This is a genomic window from Bradyrhizobium sp. USDA 4516, assembly GCF_054055915.1.
This window is the reverse complement of record NZ_JBSRXT010000001.1, coordinates 5395806-5413105: the sequence shown is the minus strand read 5'-3', so window position 1 is coordinate 5413105 and position 17300 is coordinate 5395806. Positions and strand designations below refer to the sequence as shown.

10 protein-coding genes and 1 pseudogene are annotated in these 17300 nt (G+C 57.8%); 6 read left to right on the top strand and 5 right to left on the bottom strand.

What is annotated here, in order from left to right; genetic code table 11:
- Positions 1-799 precede the first annotated feature (799 nt).
- Positions 800-2118: pseudogene (locus ACVI1L_RS24870) on the bottom strand (DUF2130 domain-containing protein).
- Positions 2119-2616: 498 nt separating this feature from the next.
- Here ACVI1L_RS24870 and hemN point away from each other — a divergent pair.
- Positions 2617-3951: an oxygen-independent coproporphyrinogen III oxidase gene (gene hemN, locus ACVI1L_RS24865; RefSeq protein ID WP_456784091.1), complete on the top strand. Its 1335-nt coding sequence runs from the start codon at positions 2617-2619 to the stop codon at positions 3949-3951.
- Between the two features lie 127 nt (positions 3952-4078).
- Here the strand turns inward: hemN and ACVI1L_RS24860 are convergent, their stop codons facing one another.
- On the bottom strand, positions 4079-4765 hold the full coding sequence (locus ACVI1L_RS24860; RefSeq protein WP_253640623.1) for a hypothetical protein: 687 nt from the start codon (positions 4763-4765) through the stop codon (positions 4079-4081).
- A gap of 701 nt (positions 4766-5466) precedes the next feature.
- Here ACVI1L_RS24860 and ACVI1L_RS24855 point away from each other — a divergent pair.
- The 5 genes from ACVI1L_RS24855 (at position 5467) to ACVI1L_RS24835 (ending at position 14351) form a co-directional block, all read left to right on the top strand.
- Positions 5467-7056, top strand: a complete 1590-nt coding sequence (locus tag ACVI1L_RS24855; RefSeq protein WP_456784090.1) for a carbohydrate porin — start codon at positions 5467-5469, stop codon at positions 7054-7056.
- 334 nt (positions 7057-7390) lie between these two features.
- Positions 7391-9523, top strand: coding sequence for a hypothetical protein (locus tag ACVI1L_RS24850; RefSeq protein WP_456784089.1), 2133 nt, complete (start codon positions 7391-7393; stop codon positions 9521-9523).
- Positions 9524-10166: 643 nt separating this feature from the next.
- The gene (locus ACVI1L_RS24845; protein ID WP_456784088.1) at positions 10167-10937 is read left to right on the top strand and encodes a hypothetical protein; all 771 of its coding nucleotides are present in this window, start codon (positions 10167-10169) and stop codon (positions 10935-10937) included.
- A 31-nt stretch (positions 10938-10968) separates the two neighbouring features.
- Positions 10969-12357 carry a metallophosphoesterase family protein gene (locus ACVI1L_RS24840; RefSeq protein ID WP_253640627.1) on the top strand — a complete coding sequence of 463 codons (1389 nt, stop codon included), beginning with the start codon at positions 10969-10971 and terminating at the stop codon, positions 12355-12357.
- Between the two features lie 14 nt (positions 12358-12371).
- Positions 12372-14351 carry a CHAT domain-containing protein gene (locus ACVI1L_RS24835; protein WP_456784087.1) on the top strand — a complete coding sequence of 660 codons (1980 nt, stop codon included), beginning with the start codon at positions 12372-12374 and terminating at the stop codon, positions 14349-14351.
- 260 nt (positions 14352-14611) lie between these two features.
- On the opposite strand, the gene ACVI1L_RS24830 is transcribed toward ACVI1L_RS24835, so the two are convergent.
- The 3 genes from ACVI1L_RS24830 to ACVI1L_RS24820 form a co-directional block, all read right to left on the bottom strand.
- Positions 14612-15088 (bottom strand): hypothetical protein, encoded by a 477-nt coding sequence (locus ACVI1L_RS24830; RefSeq protein WP_253640629.1) that lies wholly within the window; start codon positions 15086-15088, stop codon positions 14612-14614.
- A 140-nt stretch (positions 15089-15228) separates the two neighbouring features.
- Positions 15229-16128, bottom strand: coding sequence for a nucleotidyl transferase AbiEii/AbiGii toxin family protein (locus ACVI1L_RS24825; protein ID WP_456784086.1), 900 nt, complete (start codon positions 16126-16128; stop codon positions 15229-15231).
- Positions 16103-16909 (bottom strand): type IV toxin-antitoxin system AbiEi family antitoxin domain-containing protein, encoded by an 807-nt coding sequence (locus tag ACVI1L_RS24820; RefSeq protein ID WP_253640631.1) that lies wholly within the window; start codon positions 16907-16909, stop codon positions 16103-16105. The genes ACVI1L_RS24825 and ACVI1L_RS24820 overlap by 26 nt, the downstream gene beginning before the upstream one ends.
- Between the last annotated feature and the right edge of the window lie 391 nt (positions 16910-17300).

Here is a 17300-nt window from a genome sequence, read left to right as displayed (position 1 = left end):
GCGCTTTGCGATTCCGGCACAGCCTGGGGCTTGGTTGGGAATTGGTGAACTCGCAGCGCTCACAATGGCGCGGCCGAATTAAAGCGCCCCGACGCACCTGCCGGGGTTTGAAGTGCGCCGGGACAGCCCCAACATCATCAGTACATCCGTGACGATGCTTGGCGCAATGAGACAAGCGGCGTGGCGGAATTGAGGCTCATCCATACTTATGAGGTGCAATGCAAAAAAGTTTTTCAGCCGGTTCGACGGCTATTGAAACTCACGTTACGTCACGTTGTACGATCTCGTGCCCTGAGTTTCATCGACCGAGACTCCTTATCTGACAATCCCAGCTTGAAGAGCATTCTGCTCGTTGCATCCGGAGACGCCGCGCTAAATACTATCCCTACCCTCGTTCGCCTATACCATTTTATCCTGCACAACCTAGGCAGCCCGGAACGCAAATCGGAACACGACATCGCTTCCGAAGCGTTTCCCACCCAAGTCGCTGAATGCAAATGGGCTCAAATCCCGTCTGCGCAGGTTTGAAAATGCGCGACTGACAACGATGCGGCAGATTGTAGCTTCAATAGAAGCGCCGACTATCGCTCCTCGACGAGCCCTTCTACCGTAAGAAAAACAACATCGACGCCGAGACCCGCCGGCGCTTTCTCGCCATTACGTGCAACGTGCGGCAAAGGGGCTATTGCGCGAGGGGGACGTGCCAGGCGCGAGCCGAACGGTAGCATGCCCACCTGTCAGTTCGCACAGGATGTATGAAATCGAAGCTGAAAGAAGCTCAACTGCGCGTCGCTTTTGATTATGACGCTTTGCGCTCCGATTGGGCCGAGCATTCCAGCAGCGGTGCATCGAGGCTCGGGATTTCCGGCATCGCCTTGCCGGCGATCGCCTGAAGGTCACCGACTATGCCAACGGTAGATTCGATGACAGAGAGGATCTGCGTCTCGCGCTTGGCCCATTATCGGCCCATGAACTGAACTTGCGCTCCTTGTCGAGATCTTCTCGCATGTCGTTGAATTTTTCAACGACAGCTTCTACCCGCTGGCGGAACCTGGTGCCGGTCAGATACCGGTACACCTGCTCCATTTTGGTTTGCTGGCCTTGCTGCACCAGGCGCGAGCTGCTCAAATCAATCAGCCCCTGACGGAGCGCGATCGCGACCGCAACAGCACAGCGGGGATGAGCAACCCATATTCCGTCGATCAGATCGAAACATTCGACGTGCTTCGGCAGCGCCTGTGAAATGATGAGGGCCACATCTGCGCCACACCGCCTTTGGTCGTCGCGCAGTTTCCCGAGCCAGCCGTCGCTCCATGCCTTCGTACGCTTGGATTCCCAAAGGATGAGGCCCGCAGGATGACCGATTGAACCGTTGACCTGCTGGACGACGTCCGCACCCAGCTCTCCCTTGCCGATCGGCTCGATTGTACCAGTGGGAAAACGGCTGCGAAGCAGCTCTTCGAGCTCGGGCTCAAGGACTTCGCCCTGGGATTGCTGCGAGCCCTGCTCAACCTTGCGCTTCAACTCTTCGATCGTCCGCGCCATGGATTCGATTGTTTGATCCTTCTCGAGCACTCGAAAGCGGGCGGCTTCGTCCGCTTCCTGCCTGGCTTTGGCCCGGATATCCGCGATTGAGGCCTGCACGCGCTTTTCGATGGTCAGATCGAGTTCACGTTTCTCTTCGTCAAGGGCACGTTGCCTGCGGATCAGTTCGGCCTGCGCCTGCTGTGCCTCAGCAAGTTTGGCATTGTTGGCTCCAGGCTTTGACGAAGCTCGGCCGCTTCGGCAGCTCTTGCCAGCAGCTCGGCCGCCGCGGCCTGCCGAGCCTTCTTCGCTTCCATGGCGACGAGTTCGGTGCGCTCGGCCGCCAGGCGCGCGGCGACCTGATCCTCGATCTGTTCGCGTTGTCTCGGCCGGTTGCTCCTGCTCATGGCGCGAGGCCTCGGCCTTGCGGGCGACCTCGGCATCCTTGTCCGCCAATTGTCGCTGAAAACGTCGGCGAGTTTCCTCGATCAGGGGAGCAGCAAGAGATTCGGTGAGGTGAATTTCATGATTGCAGTTCGGGCAATGGAGAATAGGCTGATGCGCTGCGCCCACCGCCGGTGCTTTCAGGTTCATGAGCCCTCCTGGCCGATTGGCCCTGTGCTGCCGGCCCAGCGTGGCACGGACTACCAATCGGATTTAGCGTGATTTCCTGGCTCGATCGAACGCCTGGGGCATCCACATCAGCTTTTTCACCGAAAACACCTTGAAAGGCTGAGGCCGACTGGTTCGCCGCCGGCAACGCCTTGGATCCTGTCTTTGTCGCAAAAGCCCCTGCGTTCGAGAATGCAGACGCAATGTGCGCTCCGATGAATGATTGTTCCTGCGCACAATGATTGGGCGGATCGAGCCCGGGCCGCCGAGCTCATGTGAGACATGTGTTCTCTTACCGGGTGCAAATGATGGCTAACGCCCGACTTTCTCACCGCTCCCAGTTCGCAGGCTGTCCTGGCAGCTACATCGAAGAAGGGTCTCGAGCTTCAAGATCAAGGGCAGTGCCTTTTTGACTTAACGCAAAGACAGAGCAGAGGATATCCGTCAGCCTCATAGCCTATCAGCGCGGAAAGGTAAGCGTTGCAGACCTCACTCCTAAACAAGTATTGCGATGCTCGCCTGCCCTGGTACACCATCTACCCAACGGTACCGGATTTCTCTGCTGCGGTCGGCGCCACGACCTGTGAGGCGTGGTTGCGGCGGCTGCCGCCTGACGAATCCGTATCGCTCTACCTTCACGTTCCGTTCTGTCGGTCGATCTGCTGGTATTGCGGCTTCCCAACAAGCCTCACTCACAGCGAGCGGCCGATTCGCAATTACCTGCTGACGGTACGTGAGGAAATTCGTCTGGTCACAGAGCAAACGCCTCACGGTCTTCCGGTGCGCGACCTGCATTTCGGCGGCGGCACGCCGACTACTATCCCACCGGCCGATTTCTTGGCTCTGATGGAGCTTTTGCGCCGCTGCTTCGCGTTCAGCAAATCGACCGCGCTCGCCGTCGAGATCGACCCCCGCGCGTTCACGGCCGAGATGGCGGAAACCTTGGGATTAGCGGGCGTCAGCCGCGCGAGCATCGGCGTGCAAAGCTTCGATCCCGTAGTTCAAAGGGCGGTCAACCGTCTCCAAAGCGAAGCGCAGGTCGCTTTTGCGGTCGAACGCCTTCGCCAACATGGAATAAGCCGTATCAATTTCGACCTGCTCTTCGGATTGCCGCATCAGACCGTGCAATCCTGCGTGAACTCAGCGCAGACGGCTTTGACCATGCGGCCCGACCGCCTTGCTGTGTTCGGCTATGCCCATGTTCCCTCTTACATGAAACGTCAGCGCCAGATCGACGAGACAGCGCTGCCCGACAATGTAGCGCGCGCCGAGCAAGCTGCAGCCATGGCAGATACGCTGGTCTCCGCCGGATATCGCCAAATCGGGCTCGACCATTTTGCCCTCCCGGACGACGAGCTCGCGCACACGCAGAAAACCGGCCGGCTGCGCCGCAACTCGCTGGGCTATTCGGCCGATACGTGTAACACAGTGATCGGCTTTGGTCCGTCAGCCATCGGCCGTCTGCGCGATGGTTACGTGCAGAACGAGACGGCAACCAGTTCCTATGGCCGACAGATTAGTGCTGGCCATCTGGCAACTTCGAAGGGCCACTGCCTCACCGCCGAAGATCGCCTTCGGGCCGCAATCATCGAGCGGCTGATGTGTGACTTGCAGGCCGACGTGCCGGCAATCTGCGCCGCCCACGGATTTGCTCCGATGCCCTTTCTCGGTTCAGCTGACCGTCTGGGAATGCTTGCCGAAGACGGGATACTGGACATCGAAGAGGGTTTCCTCCGAGTCAAACCAGAGCACCGTTTTGTCATTCGCGCTGTTGCTGCCGCGTTCGACGCTTACCTCGACCGCGCCCCCTATTAGCAGGCCACGGATATGCGCATCGCGAAGGAGCGCACGGCTTAATCAAAGCGGGAGGGTTGGTCCGATTGACTGCGCTATAGCTGGCGCGGAACAACAGGTATGGTGGCAAAAACGCGGCCTTTCGACGTCAAGGCGCGCTTGCCTTTGGTGCTGCGATCACCGGCGCCCCTCCAACGGAAACAGGTCCTTGTGGTGTGGACTGCCCGAGCCGTTTCTTGGCCCGGCTCGAAGCAGCCTGGGCGGACGGCGGGGCGGAAACGGAAGGCGTAGAAGTGACAGGCGCTGAATTCTGCAGGGAATCAAACCTCGAAGTCAGCGCGGTGATCTGATCTAAGATCTCTTTGAGCTCCTCCCGCTGAGCATCGATCCGGCGGTTCAGTTCTGCGATCTCGTCGCTAGCCTTCTGCTGTGCCCATTTTATCTCGGACAGGGAAGCCCTGTCATCCAGTGACGTGCTCATCGTTGAAGCGATTTGGTGGGCTTCCGGCGTCCCGACAAATTCTTCGGAGTCGGCCCAAAGCCAAGCGCCAGCCGCACTGGAGCTGACGAGGACAAGGAGAAGCACCAAAACTCGGAAAATGCCTCGCGACGGCCCTCGCAAGAGCGGTCGTAAATCCAAAGCAACCGCATCGTCAATCATCACCATCGCGCCTCGTCCAGCATTCCTCTTTCGACCGGTTTGCTTCGCCGATCCGAGGGCTTGCGGTGTTCGCGCGCTCCAGAGGTCCCGACTGTCGATATTGTCATATTCGCGGTCCTCCTCGACCGCTTGCCCATTTGCTTCCTGCGCGCCTTGAAGGACCTGCAGCTTCACTCAAGACGCGCCGCTTAAGCGACGGCTGAGCCTCAATTCCTCTTAGGGAGGGCAACCATTGCGCACGATCAACTACCAATCTCAGCAGGTTGATTGAGATCACGGGCACATGCCAAGCGGGACCAATGAAAGCCGCGCACGGGAAGGACCCATAATGCAAGACAGATTCGGCGGTGCCAGCGGCCCTTACCGAGCGAGCTGCTCGCCCGCCTCCACCAAAGCCGCTCGAAGGCTCTTTCGTCCATTCATCTGGGACCACCAGGATGGACGTCGTCGTGCGATCTGCGAGCGCAGACATTCCAGAGGCAGCTGGTCGCAGATCCAGTCGATTGTCTGGCGCATCACAAAACTCCATGAACCCGTGCCTCGTGCACCACGAGATTTGCTTCCTGGTGCTTACCCCTTCGTCAGTAAAGGGATCTTCCCGCAAGGTACCCGCCAACGCCGGCCTGCTCTGTCCCGGGGCGAGCAGCCTGGCTGTGTTCATAAAGTGAGGGCGGGGGTAAAGGCACTCGTCCTCAACCTCTTGCCGCACCGGCGCGCACTGCTCTCTTTCGGCGCTCCGGCCTGATGCGCAAGTTAATTGCAGAGCAGATCATCTGCTGCCTCTTCGGAAGTGAAAGTGTTGGGATGCCACTCTCGGCCAATCAGGCGACAGTTCTTTCCAATCATAACCGGCTGACACGGACCTGAAGTACGCTATGCGTGATTGGTTTCTTGCGGCGACGTCGCTTCGAACGTCTTCGGCCGCCTTGGCATCTGTTTTCACGTTTCGGCCAATCGGCAAGCGATGCAGACGTGCTGTCGCAGTTTCGCTGGCGGCTTGCCTGTTCGGCAACGCCGCGCGGGCACAAACCGGTGACGAGTTCGATCCCGGGAACGACGCTGTAGATCAAGCCAGCGAAAGGAGACAAGCTTCCGGTCCGGCGACAAAGTTGCGGACAGAGATGATGCGTCAAGCAATCCAGCCTCGGCGCCCATCGTCTGCGGCACGTGCCGATAAGTCTTTTGAAAAGCGCAGCGGTGTCGATAGATTTGCTCAGACGCGAGCGCAAAAGCCCATCGATCCCTTCGCCAGGTACGACAATCTGCGTGAAAAAGGGCTGTGGCTCGCCATTCCTGGTCCTGCAGATACGATTGATCAGGAGAACGGCGGCGTTCGGTCCGCGCTGGCAGATGTCGGCATTGGCTATATCGGTTGGACACACAACGCTTTTGTAGATAATCAGCTGCCGAATGCAGCGAGAAGCCCAATCGCAAACCAGCTTTACATGGGCCAGAACCCGACCTTCGCTTCGGCGAACTTCTTGATCGTCACTTACGATCTCAGCCGATTTGGCATTCCCGATGGCCAGATTGTCGTCGGAGCCGAACAGCAATACTGGACGTGGGATCGCCCGGGGCCTGACAGAGTGGGGCTCAACACACTCGCCTACTACCAGACTTTCCTCGATAGGAAACTCGAACTCAAACTTGGTTACCTGAGAAACCAGAATGAGTTTACCGGCACATTGTTCGGAGGGATGACCGGATCGAACATGTTCGCCTTGATCCAGGCAGGGGTGAGCACCAATGCTGCGCCCACGCCGGCGGTCAACCTGAAGTACAATTTTGACGATCGCTTCTACAACAAGATTTCACTCCAGCGCTCAATCAGTCCGGATGGTCCCTATACCGAGATCAAGGAGAACCCCGCCGGCTTGAACTGGAGTACGGCCAATGCGGGGACGCTTCTTGTCGACGAGATCGGCTACAGGAGCAAGGCCGCTCCTGGATCACCCGACACATGGCTGCGTGCCGGCACTGGTTTCAACACCAGCCGCTACAAAAATTTGGCGGACCCGGATCAACAGCGAGTGAGCGGCAACAATTTTCAGTACATCGCTGCGGACCGGCAATTTTGGCAAACTGATGCCACTGGGTCGCCGTCTCGCGGACTCTATGGCGGATTCTCTGTCATGGCAGCTCCGCCTGACCTCAACAGGATCAGCCAGTATTACGAGCTTCGTCTTTATACGAAAGGGCCGTTTGATAGTCGCCCCAAGGATCTGGTTGCGCTCGTCGCCGGCAACACGACCTGGAGCAAGTTTGCCGTGGATGCTGCCTTGGCTAAAGGCCAGCTTGCGCATCGCGATACACTAGCGATCACGGGCACATATACTGCCCATCTCGCCCCGGGCATCTATGCAAGCGCCGGACTGTCATACATCCACAACCCGACAAGCGTCACACATACTCTTCACACCGAGCACGCCCTCAATCTGCTGGTGTCTACGCTGGTTTTCTTCTGATTATGGCAAGCGCCGTTCTGCTGCCACCTTCGCGTGCCCCCGGAAAGCGGAACTCTGCGATCTGCTTGCAGGATCGGTCCTGCATCTGCGTTTGATGAGCCGGTTACACCGGATGTAAAGGGACACCAGCTGTAAGTGATTGCGCAAAATGGACGACGTTAGGTCTGTAGGGACGATCGAGGGGATTGCCGAGAAGAGGCTGATATCGAACGCCGTCATTTCCGGGATTGGCCAACGCCAATAACCTCCAGTACGGCACCTTAACTACGTCAGGTTCTCGAAAGCTTGCCCGACTAGGCAGACCTGTTCAGGTGATCCTGGAGGAGAGGTTAGCGTGGACCCGCAAGATTTCGACCCGTCTAACGTGCCAGCTTGGCCGCAGGTGCAGCACGACGTCTCGAAAGAGCTGCAGACGAGCCAAGCCGGACAAGAAGGCTTTGAGCAGCACTTGGCTGAGACAAGGCAGTCCGAACCTGCGTCCGTCGGCGCTGGAGGCTCCTATCCCCATCTATCTGCTGAAGACCGCGACCTTATCGACAGAGCGATTGCTCAATATAAGGCTCAGAAGGACCTACAACCGAACACGGTCAAGCTTTATACTCAGGCACTTTGTCGACTGGCGAATGATCTCCGCCGCCGTGGCCAAACGACTAACCTAAGGGACCACCAGTCCCTGGTTATTCACCTAGATACTTACTTTCCGAAAGACGCCCTCATGAAGACAGGCGTAGGCGTGCTTCGTGCATCTCATGATTCCGGTCATTCGGTTTCTCGCGGGCGACCGCGCCCGCTCCCCCCAGCGAACGACGCATCTAACGATGGCCAGCAATCCCCGGATGAAGCGATGGATCCACGTGCCCGGAGCAATCTCCTGGCAAGCGAGGAGGCCGCCATCAATCATGAACCTGACACAGCTCAATCGAGAGCAGCGAAAAGACGGAGGACGCTGAACGATCTGGAAGAAGTTCAAGTATATCGGAAACCGAGCGCAAGCACCACTTCCGGAGGAAGTGGCGGAGCAATGCCGGTCGCCTCAACGGGCGTCATAATCCGGGGTCAGTGGGACAGACGGCCTCTCTATCCCGAGGATGCTACCGATATCTTCAGGCTTGAGGAGGCGCTTATTGAGGGCGGGATGGCTGCCGTTACGGCGAAGCAGCATGCAGGTTCTCTTATTGGCTATAGCCGTTGGCTCTTCGCAAAAAACAAACCAAGCATTGTTGCTCGGCTAGACGGCAAATCGCTGAGCGATGGCAGTGACATGCGCGAGTTCAGCGGTGCCTCTAATAGCGACAGACTTGCTAGAGCATTAGAGCATCTGCGGACCTTTCGGTCGACGGGGGCCGTCGTGCCCATCGTGCGTCCAGGGCGTACTCGCGCTAAGCTCAATCCTTCCCCTCAGAACGTGCCGCTCATCAATCCCGAAGGCGCTTTACTGACAGAACCGACACGCATCGACATCGCCGCTGCGCAGCACCGCGCGTCGTACGAAGCTGATCGGCAAGAGGAGCATCAGGAGGGACACGACAATCAACCTGTCCCGTCGGCTCTCCTCGAAGGACAGGTCGCGGTCGAGCCGGAGCAGCTTCCTCAGGAGCAGCAGCTTCGGCGCTTGTGGGACGATCTTGATGACCAAGCTATCCCCTTGCCAGTTTCCCTACCTTCAGAGGAGCTTCAGCAACTGGAAATGGAATTGGGTAACGAGCTTCAGCGGCAATCGGAGGATCCCCCCGCCCCCTCGTTTTCCTTTGATCCAGTAGAGTTTATCATTGATCCAGACCAGTTCTCTCCAGCGGAGTTTCGGCGACTGCTCGAAGATGAAGACGCACAGGAGCTTACCGAGGGGCGAGATGATCAACCCGCCATCTCGGCTTTCATCCAGGAGCAAGTCGCATCCGATTCGGAGCGGCTCCCTCAGGCAGATCTTCGGCGAGTACTGGATCATCTCGATGATCAACCCAGCGACTCGCCAGTCTCCGTCCCTCCAGAGGAGCTGCGGCAACTGGAAAAGGACTTGCATGACGACCTTCACGGACCACGAGGCGATCACTTCGTCCCTTCGATGTCGATTGACCCGCCGGATGGTCAAGCCGTGCCGCGGGTTTTCGTCCAACAGTTCGTTGGGTTCGATCAAGCATCGACTCCTCCGGAGGAGCTTCGGCGACTGGAAAAGCAATTGTATGACGAGCTCCACGGACTAACAGACGATCATCCTGCCCTGCCGTTCTCGATCGATCCGGAAGAATTTGCTCTTGATCGAGAGCCGTTCTCTCCAGGGATGCTTCAGGGACTGCTCGGCGATCAATACGTACGGGAGCATACCGACGGGCGAGATGATCAACCCGCCGGGTCTGCTTTTACTCAGGAGCAAGTCGCATTGGATTCAGAGCAGCCGCGGGGGGGGAGCTTCGACTGGCCTTTGATCATCTCGATGATCAACCCACCCGCTCCAAAGGAGCTTCAGTAAATGGAAAAGGACTTGCATGACGACCTTCATGGACTACGAGGCGATCACTTCGCCCTTCGGTCTCGATTGATCCAGAAGGGTTTTTGGCGCAGTCCACTCCAGGGGAGCTTCGGCAACTGCATGATGATGAGTAAGTAGTGGAAAAGGCGAGATGGTCAGACCTCCCGTCCTCATTCGTCCAGGTGCACGTCTCATTGAATGCAAGGCGGAGCTCTCAGGCGAGGACCTGCGGCAAGTGCTGGAAGATCGGGATAACAAATCATCTCGGCCAGTCTGCGGCTAGCGCAACGAACTCGTCAGCGACACGATGCTCGCTAACCTGGAGCTAAGCGAGTCCCGCAAAGTGCTATAGTCGTTTATTCGATCGACCGGCAGCAACTGATAGGCGCTCGGATACGTAAAGAAGCAATCGGACATAATCGATGCGCAGGCTGCGGAATACGAAAGCGGACGACGAAAAATCCCCGCAGCCGCTCCGCCAAGCGATATCCCAAAGAAGCCGAGTCCTACAGGAACTGACGATGGTTTCCGGACCGAAGCACATGTCCTCGTTCGGCAATCGCTGGAAGACATTAATACCCTGACCGCTCCCAAGCCGACCAAGGATGTCACCGGAGCGCAGTTCTCCTACAACCGTGACAACGTGTCATTCAACACCGCTTGGTCGGCTCGCGGGGTTGTCGTCGTACCAATCTACGGCCACTACGGTCCTCTAAAGGAAGAAGATCGATACTCAGTTCGTCCGGCTTTCGCCTTAGCGCCCTATATCTCTTTCGACAAGGTATCGAATTCAAACGCTTCCCAAGTATCGTCCAACGTCAACAATCTTTCCTTCGGCTTGGTATCTGAGACTGTGCTCGCGAACGTCGGCAAGGAAAAACCGACGGATCATTATTTTCGGCTCAAAGGGGGCGTAAACACCGACTTTGAAGGGGCGCTGAAGTCGACTTACTTGCGAGGGGAATGGGAGCCAGTCAGCACAGCGAACTTCATCAACGCGCCTTATCCGCTATTTAACTTCAACGTGGCGCCGTTGTACAAATTGCGCGCCGACTATATGAGCCAGGCTGGCAAGATCACGCAGCCGGTTTTTACTGATCACAGCCAAGCCCTTCGCGTTGGCCCTCGAGTTGGACTTGAGATCCAGCCGGTCTCTGGGCTTGGCCTGTGGCCATCGTGGTTTGAGAATTTCAACCTGGTCGCCAGCTACAGCTTCCTTCAGGACGCTCTGTCGCCACGGAATTACTATCTTTTCGATTCCACGGTGACTTACAATATCGACAAGGATGGAAACTACGCTGTTTCTGGCAACTACCGGCGAGGTCGCCTCGACGAAACTGGCGCGAGAGTCGACCAAATCATGCTAGGTTTCGCCATCAAACTAAACGATCTCCCTTCCGTTACGGGCCAATAGCTGTTGCGCTCGAATTCACATGGAGTAGTGAATGATCGCCGAAGTACTCGACAGAGATTTCGTGCTGAAACAACTCGAGATCGTGCGAGATTTTCTCGGCGGTGGTGGCAGGCGTGGCGGTGACGTCGACACACCTCCAGTCCAAGTCTCAGACGACGACTTGAAAGCGGCAGCCGCTGAGATTGACCGATCATTGGCAGCTGAGGCGGCGGCTCCTTCCGGCCCTCGAGCCTCGGATATCCCACCTTCTGGTAGGCGTGGTGACGATCCATCGCCATTGGCCAATCGGGCATTTATCAGCAGCGATCCCGTTTTGAGCATCACGCAGAGCGCACTTGAGCGATACATTGCACACAAGAATGCCTCCACCGTCGACCAACCGGGTACAGGGCGTCGAGGCGATGGTGGCGACCAGACTGATCCTGTGACCGGGACCCGGATCAACCGGCGCATCTTCGATCAGTTCTCGGTTACGGACCCAGGCTGGGTTAGCTCATTGATCGCAATGGGCATCCAGAAGTTCAAAAATCCACGTGCATTCAATGCAACGTCGGCTCCAGCCCTTGAGATGAAGGATCGTTGTCGCCTGGTAATCGTTGGAGACTGGGGAAGCGGTCTTCCTCGCGCACAAGCCACAGCTGTCGCCATGCGCAAGTACGTTGACGAATGCCTGGCCAGCGACATCGATTGCCATGTCATACACCTTGGCGATGTGTATTACTCGGGCTGGGACTTCGAATATCAAGAGCGATTTCTTCCCTATTGGCCCGTCCACAAATCAGAGCAGACCCGGATTGGCTCGTGGAGCCTCAACGGCAACCACGACATGTACTCCGGAGGCTATGGCTACTACGATACCCTGCTTGCCGATCCCCGCTTTGCCAAACAAGCCAAATCGAGCTTCTTCAGGCTCTATAACAAGAACTGGCAGATCCTCGGCCTAGACACGGCTTACGATGACAACGGGCTGCGCGATCCTCAGGCTAAATGGGTTGAAGACACCGTCGGAGCAAACCAGCAGAAGACGATGCTGCTTTCGCATCACCAGTTCTTCAGCGCTTACGAGCCATCTGACACCGTTGGGGCCGTGCTGAGAACCAAATTGAAGCGAGTGCTGGATTCTGGCCGGATCGACGCGGCTCTCTGGGGACATGAGCACCGCTGCATCGCCTACTCTTCACACGGCAAAGTGAGATACCCTCGTTTGATCGGGCATGGCGGCGTTCCCGTCTACATGACGCACGCGGAGGCAGATCCCTACGTTGAGCCGGCGACCTTCGAGGACCGACGCTTCATCGGCAATTGGCCGGAAAAGTGGGCTTACATGGGGTTCGCGGTCTTGGACTTCGATGGGCCCGCACTGACCACAAGGTATATCGACGAAACAGGCTTTCAAACCAAGCAAGAGCAGTTCAGTTAAACATGATGCAACCCATGGCACAGGCGCCCGCCATCACCGAATTGCGTTTTTCGGAAGCGGTCGCGACTTTTAGTTCAGGGGCTTTCCAGTCGGCACTGGCGGTGTTCGAGCCATTTGAAGCCGCCGACGACTGGTTCGTGAAGGCGTACCCCTACCTGCACGAGCTGCGCCTACACTTAATGACGGAACTCCCACCGGACGAACGTGCAAAAGTCAAAGAGGCCGATAGTGCGGCCCTGCTTCGCTTCAATAGGCTTCAAAACGATCCACCAATACCGGTTATACCGGACGGCGGTGTGGTTCGAGGCGGTCGATACGACCCCGGGTTTGATCCCCACAGCGGCGAACTCGAGGTGGACTTCGACACTGATAGTGTGCCTCGCCCCGGAGGCATACCCGACGGTGGTGCAAGCAGGTGGAGGGGCGCCTGGTACCACCATTTTGATCAGGGTGGCGGACAGGACGGCGGAGGTATTGGCGGCCGTAGTCCGCGCACTGAAAGACGCGACGATGGGCCGACAGCGGTTGAAGAAGCCAGCCCAACAGCTCCACAACCGGTCATCACAGTCAAGAGAACGCCTCATGTTGGCGTCGACAAGGATCTTCCATTACAGCCCGGCACCGAATTCAACATCGACGTCTACCTTGATTCGTCCGCCCCCTTGGCCGGCGAAACTTCTCGCGCCGTCGAGGCCGCGGCGGGGTGGCGGGAAGATCTCCGTATTGCTCTTCCGCCGATCGAAGCGATCGTCGAGCCCATGGAATCCTGGACAGATGGGATCGCCTTCATTGGGGTCAACTTCTTTGTGGACGCCAGATCCGTCGGCCAAGTCACGCGAACGATTGAAGTTGCAGGACACACCATCCCGGAGTCGCCGCCCGCCAACGACACCCTTGTCGTTCCGATGAACGGCGCTCCCGTTGCCGATTTGACGGTGACAATCACGGCTGACCCGAGCCGAGATGGGCGATCGTTCTGGTGCTTCGTAAGCACTCCGCATCTGGAGAAGTATCGGGCGCCAATTACCGGACCCTGGAATCTTCAGAGCACTACTCAGCAACTCGTCAACGGCTTTATGGGGCGCTTCACGGCAGCCGGTACGCCGCGAGTGCAACTGATCGCCGAGCTGAAGGGCGTTGGCGCCATTCTGTTTGACTCCTCACCGGAAATCTTCCGCGAGGTGTTCTGGGCATTGATCGACGCGAAGGCGCCGCTGAGGACGATCGCGATCGTCAGCGCTGAGCCTTTCATTCCTTGGGAACTCATGATTCCCAACAGGGCGGTTCCGACTTTCTCAAGACGGCTCCCACTCGGAGTTGAGTTCGAGATCGGTCGATGGACGGACGAGAAGACGGTCGCCCCCGCCTGGTCCCTGCGCTTAACGGATTCCTCCATCATAGCGCCCGCCTATACGGGCACGATGATCCTCAAGAACTCCCTGAATGAAGCAAATATGGTCGTCGAGCAGTATCCCGGCGACATCATTCGCCCTGCTTCGTTCGAGAGCGTCGGAAAGGAGTTAGGGACTGTTTCCCGCTCCCTTATCCATTTTATCTGCCACGGCAAGGATACTGCCACGGGCATCCAGTGTATTCGGCTGGACAACAACGAAGAACTCAGCTCGTCCAACATCCTCGGCATTGACGGATTAGGGGAGCTCTTCGCTCAGACCCGCCCCGTCATCTTTCTGAACGCTTGTGAGATCGGACGCATCATACCTTCTCTGGTCGGATTGGGAGGCTTTGTCGCGTCCTTCATCAAGCTCGGCGCAACTGCGGTTATTGCACCGCTATGGAGCGTCGAAGACACGATCGCGCACGAGATCGCCACTTTATTTTACCAGGAAATCAAACAGAATCCGGGCCAGACCGTCGCCCAGATTTTTAGGAAAGTGCGCGCGAAGGGATACGATCCAGCTTCGGGGCGCGACACGTACGTGGCCTACTGCTTTTACGGCGACCCCAGCGCTAGAGTTGCAATTGCCGGCATGTAGTCGTCGAGAAGACACAGCATGAAACCATGGAGATTTAGTCTCGCTCGCAGGTCACGATGACGGTTCTGGATGAGTATCCATTCCCTGCCGGTGACATGCGCGCGCAGGAGTCAATGAGGTGATGATCTCACTGTATCCGAGCAATTTGGATAGCAACTTGCGTGCCGATTGACACCCTTGTTCCCGGAAGTCTCTTTCGATGGTGATGTTACCGAAGAGAAAGCGTTCCTAGGTGCCCAAACGATGGCAATCCAATCTGTTCAAGGGTTGCGGACAGCTCCAATCAACGCGATTTCCAAAGCCTCGATCTTCATCTTGAACTCGGCAAGTCGAACTACCAGCGTATTCAGTTCGCGGGAGGTGTACGCGAACTTTGGATACCCCTGAGCATCGAAGTCCTTGAGCGAATAGTACGGCGGCGCCAGAGCCCATCTCCCGTCGAAGCCTCCGAGCCGATCCTCGATGAATGAAGGGAGGAAAATGCTCGGAAACACCACGGAGTGCGCGACCTCGTTCCGTCGCTTGGCGAAGCCTTCGGCCGCGACGCAGATTGCCCGAAATTCGGCTTCTAGCTCCGCAAGATTCCTCGCCGAGAAGAAAGCAGTCGCTGCGGACCGCAGACGATCAAGCCGTTTCCTGAAGGTCACCCCGGTCCCGAATTCCCTGACCATTTCAGCATGTCGTGGACGGCCGAGGCAGACGGAGAACAGCAGGGCCAGCTGAAACTCGACATGCACCCATTGCCCAATTGCTCTACCGAACCATTCGTGAGTGGTGCTCGCGGAGTTATCGCCTCGGCGAGGCAGCGGAAATGGGTCCCACGGATTTGACATCGTTCGCCTTCAAAACCAGACCGCGTTCGCTCGCCAGGTATCGACTAGCTCGGCTTCCACAGGTGCCCACGCGAACCCTGCTTCAACAGCGGCTCGAGTCCGAGCTCCTTGATCACTTCGAGCGACTTTACCCAAGACTTTCCCGGCAGGTGCGGAACCAGCGCGTTGAGGACGCTGCAAATGGCCTTCTTGCCCGCCTCCTCCGTGATGAGATGCCGCTGAGAGGCCGGGACGAGTGCGCGCATGTCATCGAGCATCGTCATCGTCCGCACCTTAGCGAACAGACGCTCCTCGGCGGCCGAGCGATAGATCATCGTGCCCGACATGCCGAGGTAATGCGTCAGCCCCTTCACTACGGCTTCAGGGTCCATCCCATCGAAGTTCTCGAGGGCATGACCGATGTCGAACACGTCCCTGCCCTTGTCTCGCTGAAGCAGCGCACGCAGTTTGGTCGAGAGTATCTCGTCGATCAGAAACGTCCGGATATCTGCCTTGCCCGAAAACCATGCGCTCTCGATCGCGAACGGCTTGTCGGCGTGATCGAAGTAGGACGCGTGTTCGCGGGTGTTGATCTCAACCTTAAGACGGATGCTCCCGCCGTCGTTCGCGGCAACCTTGTAGATCATCTTGGGCGAATGCATCTTGGGCTGGTAGGAGCCACGACCCAGCCACCCGTCCAGCACGCTGCGCAGCGCGTCGATCGTCGGACCTATCGGCTCCGCCGTCGTCTGCACCAGATCGATATCCTCCGAGTAGCGGTAGGCGCCGCTGAAGAAGAGCTTGTTGAGGGCCGTGCCGCCGCGGAATGCCAGCCGCGGGCGAAGGAAGTCATCGGAAAAGATCGCGACGAGCGCTCGGCAGATAATCAGATCCTGCTCGACCTGCCGCTCCTCGGGCCAAGGCGTCTTGGCCGCCCATTCAAGGATGTGGGCCTTCGGAATCATAGTCGGTCTCCAGCGGCTTGTGGATTTTTAGCTTCCATCGTCTGTCGATCTGCACCTGCTCCGGATCGCTGCCGGGAGGATCAAAATCGCTCAGTCTGAAGTCCGACTTCATCGCGTGCAGAATACGCTCGGCCAGGTGCGGCTGTCCGACGTGATCGAGAATGTATCCAAGACGTTGCGCCACCGGACGCTCAACGTTTGCGAGCGCGGTGTCGATCTGCTTCTCGTTCATCTGCTCGGCGAGTTCGGCGATCACGGTCGCCGCCGCATCTAGCGTTCCGGCCGCGGCCGGATACCGACATAGATCGAAAGCCGTCAGGGTTGCTCCGGAGACGAGGTACGTCCCTGTATCCGTCGTCCTGATCTCGATCAGCCCGGCATCGGGCCATTCCTTCCGGAAGAACGACCGGATGACGGATCGACCGATCTCGATCTCGGGAAGGCGCTTGTCGCAGACGACCTGGAATTCCATCACCGCCTGATGCGCGGCGCCATGCAGCTCGGCGGCCTTAAGCAGCCCAACGTAGTAGCGGGCGCCCTCGAACTTCATCAGTGGATCGATGATCTGGTTGACCGGCGGTGCGCCGAACACCCGGGCCTGTGGCGGGACGATCACGAAGAAGCCCCGGCGGGGGTGCAGCAGGATGCCGGCGGATTGCGCCCGCCGTGCCGCCGCGAGCACCGCATCCGGAGCCACGCCGAGCGCGGTGACGACCTCGTCCCGGTCAAACGAAAGGCGCCCTTTCGCAAGCATCGATTCTATAAATGCCTTGAGCTTCATGTTTTGCGATCCATGTATGAAAATATACGTTTTTCATCGTTTTTCAACAACGGATCGCAAAATTAGTTCCAAACAGTACTGGGACTTCGCATTTTGCGTATGGAAACGGACGATTTTCGCCACTTTATGTAAACGGATTGCATACAATTAGCATTTCCAGCGCTGTCCCGCGAACGCAACAAGCACGGCCAACTACCAGATCGCGAGATTGGCGGGTCCCAAGGGATCCGGCGGTCCCTGAAACTTGATGGACGGTTGCCGGTCGCCTGGCGAGGTGAGAACCGCAATATGTCAGTGGATGCGTCCTGTTCCATCCTTGCAACCCGTTGGCTGTGCCCTATTTCCCCCGCACGCGCCCTTCTAGGCGGGCGAACCATTTCGGCGAGAGAAT

Excerpts from the sequence above, each read along its gene's own strand:
- ACVI1L_RS24835 (WP_456784087.1), top strand. The coding sequence starts at position 12,372 with ATGGCACAGGCGCCCGCCATCACCGAATTGCGTTTTTCGGAAGCGGTC.
- ACVI1L_RS24840 (WP_253640627.1), top strand. The coding sequence starts at position 10,969 with ATGATCGCCGAAGTACTCGACAGAGATTTCGTGCTGAAACAACTCGAG.
- ACVI1L_RS24855 (WP_456784090.1), top strand. The coding sequence starts at position 5,467 with ATGCGTGATTGGTTTCTTGCGGCGACGTCGCTTCGAACGTCTTCGGCC.
- ACVI1L_RS24825 (WP_456784086.1), bottom strand. The coding sequence starts at position 16,128 with ATGATTCCGAAGGCCCACATCCTTGAATGGGCGGCCAAGACGCCTTGG.
- ACVI1L_RS24820 (WP_253640631.1), bottom strand. The coding sequence starts at position 16,909 with ATGAAGCTCAAGGCATTTATAGAATCGATGCTTGCGAAAGGGCGCCTT.